The sequence below is a fragment of the Hyphomonas sp. genome, from assembly GCF_041689225.1.
Classification (GTDB): domain Bacteria; phylum Pseudomonadota; class Alphaproteobacteria; order Caulobacterales; family Hyphomonadaceae; genus Hyphomonas.
Genome location: NZ_JBDNGN010000144.1, coordinates 1 through 6,342, shown reverse-complemented (window position 1 = coordinate 6,342; position 6,342 = coordinate 1). Strand labels below are relative to the sequence as shown.

Annotated in this window: 8 protein-coding genes, 1 tRNA gene and 1 pseudogene; 6 read left to right on the top strand and 4 right to left on the bottom strand. The window is 64.0% G+C overall.

Annotated elements, in window-relative coordinates:
• Nucleotides 1–150 precede the first annotated feature (150 nt).
• Together ACESNB_RS14255 and ggt are read right to left on the bottom strand one after the other, a co-directional pair.
• Nucleotides 151–738: a thymidine kinase gene (locus ACESNB_RS14255; protein WP_373008441.1), complete on the bottom strand. Its 588-nt coding sequence runs from the start codon at nucleotides 736–738 to the stop codon at nucleotides 151–153.
• A gap of 83 nt (nucleotides 739–821) precedes the next feature.
• Nucleotides 822–2,651 carry a gamma-glutamyltransferase gene (gene ggt, locus ACESNB_RS14250; protein WP_373008439.1) on the bottom strand — a complete coding sequence of 610 codons (1,830 nt, stop codon included), beginning with the start codon at nucleotides 2,649–2,651 and terminating at the stop codon, nucleotides 822–824.
• A gap of 78 nt (nucleotides 2,652–2,729) precedes the next feature.
• Between ggt and ACESNB_RS14245 the strand changes: the two genes are divergently transcribed.
• From ACESNB_RS14245 to ACESNB_RS14225, 5 genes are all read left to right on the top strand, one after another.
• Complete coding sequence (locus tag ACESNB_RS14245) at nucleotides 2,730–3,728, top strand: P1 family peptidase (protein WP_373008445.1); 999 nt, start codon at nucleotides 2,730–2,732, stop codon at nucleotides 3,726–3,728.
• Nucleotides 3,725–4,864 carry a trypsin-like serine protease gene (locus ACESNB_RS14240; RefSeq protein WP_373008437.1) on the top strand — a complete coding sequence of 380 codons (1,140 nt, stop codon included), beginning with the start codon at nucleotides 3,725–3,727 and terminating at the stop codon, nucleotides 4,862–4,864. Before ACESNB_RS14245 ends, ACESNB_RS14240 begins: the two co-directional genes overlap by 4 nt.
• Complete coding sequence (locus tag ACESNB_RS14235; RefSeq protein WP_373008435.1) at nucleotides 4,831–5,148, top strand: trypsin-like serine protease; 318 nt, start codon at nucleotides 4,831–4,833, stop codon at nucleotides 5,146–5,148. The genes ACESNB_RS14240 and ACESNB_RS14235 overlap by 34 nt, the downstream gene beginning before the upstream one ends.
• A complete protein-coding gene (locus ACESNB_RS14230) occupies nucleotides 5,149–5,439 on the top strand; it encodes a trypsin-like serine protease (RefSeq protein ID WP_373008443.1) in 291 nt (96 codons plus the stop codon).
• An 82-nt stretch (nucleotides 5,440–5,521) separates the two neighbouring features.
• Nucleotides 5,522–5,598, top strand: a tRNA-Arg gene (locus tag ACESNB_RS14225).
• A gap of 70 nt (nucleotides 5,599–5,668) precedes the next feature.
• On the opposite strand, the gene ACESNB_RS14220 is transcribed toward ACESNB_RS14225, so the two are convergent.
• Both ACESNB_RS14220 and ACESNB_RS14215 read right to left on the bottom strand, forming a co-directional pair.
• Entirely contained in the window at nucleotides 5,669–5,920 is a 252-nt protein-coding gene (locus ACESNB_RS14220; RefSeq protein WP_373008433.1) for a helix-turn-helix domain-containing protein, read from the bottom strand.
• Nucleotides 5,917–6,135, bottom strand: a complete 219-nt coding sequence (locus ACESNB_RS14215; RefSeq protein ID WP_373008431.1) for a hypothetical protein — start codon at nucleotides 6,133–6,135, stop codon at nucleotides 5,917–5,919. The genes ACESNB_RS14220 and ACESNB_RS14215 overlap by 4 nt, the downstream gene beginning before the upstream one ends.
• Nucleotides 6,136–6,204: 69 nt before the next feature.
• Here ACESNB_RS14215 and ACESNB_RS14210 point away from each other — a divergent pair.
• Nucleotides 6,205–6,342, top strand: a pseudogene (locus ACESNB_RS14210) (IS3 family transposase); the annotation flags it as partial.

The following is a 6,342-nucleotide window of genomic DNA, read 5'->3' as shown; positions in this document are numbered from 1 at the left end:
GCCGCCACGGCACGTTCGCGAAGATCAACGGAATAGTACTTGCCCATGGTGATAAACCTCCTCTTCCAGTCCGGAAACTGAATCAGAGTTCGAAGTGTCTGGGAATCCGTCCGATTCTGTCAAAGACAGAACCGCTCTAGAATGCCCGCCTCAGCCCACTGGGAAGCGGCCCATGCGCTCTTCCCAGTGGCGCCGGCAGAGTGACAGGTACGTCGTTTTCTCGATCGAGACCTGATCGCCCTCCGTCAGCGCCTTGCCGTCCGGGCCGAGGCGCACGACCATGGTCGCCTTGCTGCCGCATTCGCAGATCGTCCGGATCTCGCGCAGATTGTCGGCAATTGCCAGCAGCGCTGACGATCCCTCGAACAGCTCGCCTTGGAAATCGGTGCGCAATCCATAAGCCAGCACCGGCACGTGCAGGTAGTCCGTCACCCGCGCCAGTTGCCAGACCTGTTCCTTGGTCAGGAATTGCGCCTCGTCGACAAAGATTGCGTCGAGCCGCCCCTTGGCCATCACGTCCTGCACAAGGGCGAACAGGTCGACCGTGTCGGAATAGAGCGTCGCCTCGGAACTGATCCCGATGCGCGAGCAAATATGCCCGTCGCTATCCTCGCGATAAAGCGCCGAGGTTAGCAACAGCACATCCATGCCGCGCTCACGGTAATTGTGCGCCGCCTGCAAGAGGATCGTCGACTTGCCGGCATTCATCGCGGCATAGGAGAAATAGAGCTTGGCCATCGTCTAACCTGTCACGCTGTGTCCGGAGCGCTCACCCTGAGCGAAGTCGAAGGGCGAGCGCTTGCGGGGCGGTTGATCGCTCTCTATTCCAGCTTCTTCGCCACGCCTTCCCGGCGCGGGTCGGCAGCGCCTTCAAGGCCATTGTCGCGCACCACGATCACGTGCAGCCCGGAATTCTCGCCGGTGCGCTCTTCGACCGTGTAGCCCATCTGGCGCAGCGTCTCGGCCTTCTCTGGTCCACCGGCCCGGTCGACCTCGACGCCCACCGTATCACCGCGCGCGATGATATTCGGCAGGTCGACAGATTCCTGCGCCGTCAGGCCCCATTCGAGAACACCGACAAGCGTCTTGGCGACATAGGCGATGATCGAATTGCCGCCCGGCGAACCGGTCACCATGAACAGGTCGCCGCCTTTATCGAACACGATTGTCGGCGACATCGAGCTGCGCGGACGCTTGCCGGCGGCAGGGGCGTTCGCCACTGGCTGGCCGCCCGCGGTCGGTGCGCGCGAGAAGTCGGTCAGCTGGTTGTTCAGCAGGAAGCCGTGCGTCATGCGCGATGAGCCAAAGGCGGCCTCCACGGTCGCTGTCATCGACACGGCATTGCCGTCAGTATCCACGATCGAGATATGCGTCGTGCCCGGCGCGTGCTCGGTCTTGTCCTGGCCCCACATGCCGATCATCGGATCGCGGCCAAGGGCAACGCCCGGATCACCCGGCGTCGCATGGCCGTCCGGGGCAAAGGCCTGGGTCGCGCGCACTTTCAGGTAGTCCGGATTGATCAGGTCGGCGGTCGGCACGGTCACCTTGTCGGCATCGGCGACATAATAGTCGCGGTCGGCATAGGCGAGGCGCTGGGCGTCGACGAATATCCTGAGGAAATAGTCTTCGCTGACACGCATGTTGGGGCCGGGCTTCATCTGGTCATAAAGGCCCATGATTTCGTTCTGTGCGATCCCGCCGGAGCTGGGCGGCGGCGCCGAGCAGATCTTGTAGCCGGTCGGCAGCGTGCCGCAGACAGCAGGCCGTGTCTTCACCGTGTAGTCCGAGAGGTCTTTCAGCGTCATCACGCCGCCATACGGCTCGGCATTGGTCGCCGCGACGATTCCGTCTGCGATCTCACCTTTGTAGAAGGCGCTCGGACCCTCAGCGGCAATCGCCTTCAGCGTGGTGGCATAGTCCGGATTCTTGCGTAGGTATCCCACCGGCAGGGGGGTGCCGTCCGGATAGAAATAGGCGGCTGTGACCGGGTTGTCGTCAAGATTGATGAAACTGCGCAACCGCTCGGATGCGAGTGCCTCATGCAGCTTCTGCCCGACATTGAAGCCGTCTTCCGCGAGCTTGATGGCAGGTGCGAAATTCGCGGCCCAATCGCCGGTGCCGGCGGCGTCATGCGCTGCCTTGTAGAGTGCGACCTGGCCCGGCACGCCGACAGAGTGGCCCGACTGCCAGGCCTCGATGAAGCCCATCACTTCACCGTCCTTGACGAAATAGTCGGCTGTGACGGCGGCCGGCGCGACTTCGCGGCCATCGAACACGGTGATCTCGTCCTTGGCGCGGTCATAATAGACCATGAACGCGCCGCCCCCGAGGCCGGAGCTTTCCGGTTCGACGAGGCCCAGCACGGCATGGACGGCTATCGCGGCATCAATCGCGTTGCCGCCATTGCGCATCACTTCCAGCCCGGCATCGACCGCTAGCGGATTGGCCGCCGCAACCATCGCGCCCTTGGTCCAGCTCAGGTCGCCCAGTGGCGGGCTCAGTGTTTCGGCTGTCTCAGCCGCCTCGCGGGCGGCATCCTCCGTGGATGTCACATTGTCTTTGGCCGGCGCGCAGGCGGCCAGCGCGAAGCCAACAAGGGCGAGGAATGGCAGCGCCACGGAACGGGCGGAAGTGGGGGAAAGGCGAAACATGAAAAACCCTTTGCTTGGCGCGGTGTCCGGCTGACCTTATGAGATGGGTGCAGGAATGAAAAGACAAAGGCAGACATGATGGCCAAACGTGGTGCGAAGAACCTGATAACGGACGTCCCGGGCATCAGGGTCGGGCAGGCAGAAGATGTATCCGTGCGCACAGGCGCCACGGTGATTCTTCCAGACCAGCCCGTCGTGGCGGCAGTGTGCGTCGCCGGCGGCGGTCCCGGAACGCGCGAGACAGACCTGTTGGCCGGCGGCACGCTGGTCGATGCCGTGGACGCGATTGTCCTTGCCGGGGGTAGCGCGTTCGGCCTCGCAGCCGCCGACGGCGTGGCAGCGGGCCTCAAGAAGGCCGGGCGCGGCTTCAGCCTGATCGACCTGCCCAGCGTGCCGAAATCACCCATCGTGCCTGCGGCCATCCTGTATGACCTCGCCAATGGCGGCAACAAGGACTGGGGCGACGTCTCGCCCTATGCCGCGCTTGGCCGCAAGGCCTATGACGCGGTCTCCGGCACGTTCACCTTGGGCCGGGCCGGGGCGGGCTTTGGCGCCGCCGCAGGGGCTCATCTCGGCGGCACAGGCTCGGCTAGTATCGTGACCCAGGACAAGATCACAATTGGCGCCCTCGCGGCGGTCAATTGCTATGGCTCGGTCTACATGCCCGGCACCGACGCTTTCTGGGCCTGGCCCTATGAGATCGGCGGCGAATTCGGCGGCGCCCGCCCGCCAGCCGATTTCGCCATGGACCCGGAAGACTGGGGCGCCGCGAAAATGAATCCCGGCCTCGGCCAGAACACGACCATTGCCTGCATTGCTACTGACGCCATCCTGACGCCCGACCAGGCCAAGCGCGTCGCCCAGATGGCCCTGTCCGGCTTCTCGCGCGCCATAAGGCCCGTCTTTGCGCCGTTTGACGGCGATGCGGTCTTTGTCCTGTCGACCGGCAAACGCGCCTTGCCGGATCCGGCCCCCGCCTCCGTCGCCCGCATCGGCGAACTCGCAGCCAGCACTTTGGCGCGCGCTGTCGCAAGGGGTGTGTATACTGCTTGCAAGACCAAGGGAGGGACGTCATGAAACCGATCGCCAAATGGAGCCTTGCGCTCGGCACACTCGCCCTCGCCTCGGCCTGTGTCGTGGCCGGACGAGATGCAGACCCCGCCGACTGGCCCGGCATGGCCTCGATGCAGTCCGTCCAGGGTCGTGACATCTATCATGAGTGCGGAGCCACGATGATTGGCGAAAGTTGGGCCCTGACAGCCGCCCATTGCGTCGAGACGGCCCGCATCGAAAACGGCCGCCGCGCCATCCAGTACGTGCCCGATCAAAACGGCAATCTTGTCCGCTTCGGCCCGATCACCGTCACCGTCGGGGCAGGGGACCTGCGCCGCGTCCAGAAGGGCACCGTCTTCCTGGTCAAGGGCATCACCGTCCATCCCGGTTACAGGCGCGGCAAGGCCGAACGCGGCCATGATCTCGCCCTCCTCAACATAGATGGCCGCTGGACCGGCCCCGTCTCCCGGCTCGACGGCCTGACAGGCGATGTCAGCAGCATGGCCGAGCCCTGGTCCGACCTCGTCGTTGCCGGCTATGGCAAGTCCGGCGAGAACGCCGCCGAACAAGAAGCCTTCAGCCGCACCGGCCGCCATCTCAGCGCCCCGATGATGGTCCTGCAGGAGGGTTTCGTGCCCCCGGTCTCGCCTGAGACCTGCAAGACCCAGATCGAAGGCCTGATCGCGGAATACAGCTATGGCGCAGACTATGCCGGCGTCACCGTCTCGCCCGAACTGCAACTCTGCGCCGGCACCGGCTATTCGGATTCCTGCCAGGGCGACAGCGGCGGTCCGCTGGTCCAGCGCGGCACAGACGCCGTGCCGGTTCAGGTCGGTGTGGTGAGCTGGGGGCTCGGCTGCGGCCGGGCCGAAAGCCCCGGCATCTACATGCGCGTCTCGGCCTATGCCGACTGGATATCCGCCACCACCGGCATCGCCTCCCTGCAGTCGATACAGGGTAGCGGGCTCTATCATGAGTGCGGCGCCACGATGATCAGCGACACCTGGGCCCTGACCGCCGCCCATTGCGTCGAGGCGGCGAGGGGCAATACGTGCCCGACGCCGACGGCAACCTTGTCCGGTTCGGGCCCATCATCCTTGTCATCGGTAATGGCGACCTGCGCCGCATGGCGGCCGGTTCGGTCTTCCCGGTCAGCCTGATCGTCGTCTATCCCGATTATCAGTCCGGCCGCCCCGAGGCCGGCAACGATATCGCCCTCCTGCGCATCGTCGGGAAATGGGCCGGCCCCGTCGCCGCGCTTCAGGCCGTGCCGGATGCAGGCGACGACGATGATGCTTGCTATGTCGCCGGCTATGGCAACACCGAAGAAGACGGCCCCGGCGAACGCGCCGTCAGCCGCACCGGTCGCCATCTCAGCGCGCCCCGGATGCGCTTGCAGGAAGGCCGGGTGCGCGCCGTGACTGGCGCCGTCTGCAAGACCTAGATCGCCCACCTGATCAGCGATTGCGGCTTTGCAGACGCCTATTGCGACGTTGCAATTGATCCCGGCACCCAAATTTGCGCCGGAGACGGTTTCATCGATTCCTGCCAGGGCGACAGCGGCGGTCCACTGGTCCGCTATGGCAGCACCGGCCAGCCTGTCCAGGTTGGAATCGTCAGCTGGGGCGTTGGCTGTGGCCGGGCCGAAAGCCCCGGAATCTATACGCGAGTCGCCGCCTTCACGGGCTGGATTCGCGGCACGGTCGACGCTGAGGCCACAGCCCCGCCGCCCTGAGAGCAGTTTTCCCCGAAAACCCGTGTCAGACAGGCTTGCAAGGGCGGAAGCCTGCCTGTATGTGTCCGCCTTCGTTGGGTAGGCACCCGTAGCTCAGCTGGATAGAGCACCAGACTACGAATCTGGGGGTCGGGCGTTCGAATCGCTCCGGGTGCACCAAAGGAAACAAGGCTTTAGCGACAATTCTACTTTTTTGAATTTCGACGTGCCCACACATTGCCCACAGAAATTAGCGTTCGCGCAGGCCTGATCTGGCTTCGGCAGTGTTCGTGAATGTGTCGCCTTCAATGAATGACACCAGCGTGGCGCGGCGATATCTGATCGCGCTGCCGACTTTCACGAAATGTGGGCCAAGGCCTCGTCCTCCCATCCGCCATTTCGCGAGTGTCTGAGGTTTCACGTTGAGCAGGGCTGCGGCTTCTTCCGGGGTGAAGAGCTGGTCAGGGTCGACAGGACCAGGATGGGTGTCGCTGGGGTTCACTGCCGCGTATCCTGCATCGACACAAAATCATCCTCACTGAACACCGCATCCGCCAGCGCCTCGCCGAGTAGTCTGCACCCGGACCCCAACCGCTTCTCCACAGCCTTGCGGAACTGTGCGTGGCGCTTCTTCGTGTCTGCGATCGCAGCATTGATCTGCTCGTCGGTCATCGGTGGGGAGAACAGGAGTTCATACCAGGCGATGAGGTCGGTCATTTCCATATGCGCCTGCTGGTCGCGCTCGATGCGAGCAAGCGCACGCATGATTGTTCCCCGTCAGCTACCCTGAGGCAGAAATCAAAGGCCGAAGGATCGGCTGAGCGACACGTTAAAGAGATCAAGCGGCAGACCCGGCGGAAGTTTTCTGCTGAGGAGAAGATCCGTATTATTTTGGAGGGCCTGCGCGGGGAGTATTCCATTGCG

Coding starts and splice junctions, on each gene's coding strand:
- ACESNB_RS14255 (WP_373008441.1), bottom strand. CDS start 738: ATGGCCAAGCTCTATTTCTCCTATGCCGCGATGAATGCCGGCAAGTCG.
- ggt (WP_373008439.1), bottom strand. CDS start 2,651: ATGTTTCGCCTTTCCCCCACTTCCGCCCGTTCCGTGGCGCTGCCATTC.
- ACESNB_RS14245 (WP_373008445.1), top strand. CDS start 2,730: ATGGCCAAACGTGGTGCGAAGAACCTGATAACGGACGTCCCGGGCATC.
- ACESNB_RS14240 (WP_373008437.1), top strand. CDS start 3,725: ATGAAACCGATCGCCAAATGGAGCCTTGCGCTCGGCACACTCGCCCTC.
- ACESNB_RS14235 (WP_373008435.1), top strand. CDS start 4,831: ATGGCGGCCGGTTCGGTCTTCCCGGTCAGCCTGATCGTCGTCTATCCC.
- ACESNB_RS14215 (WP_373008431.1), bottom strand. CDS start 6,135: ATGACCGACCTCATCGCCTGGTATGAACTCCTGTTCTCCCCACCGATG.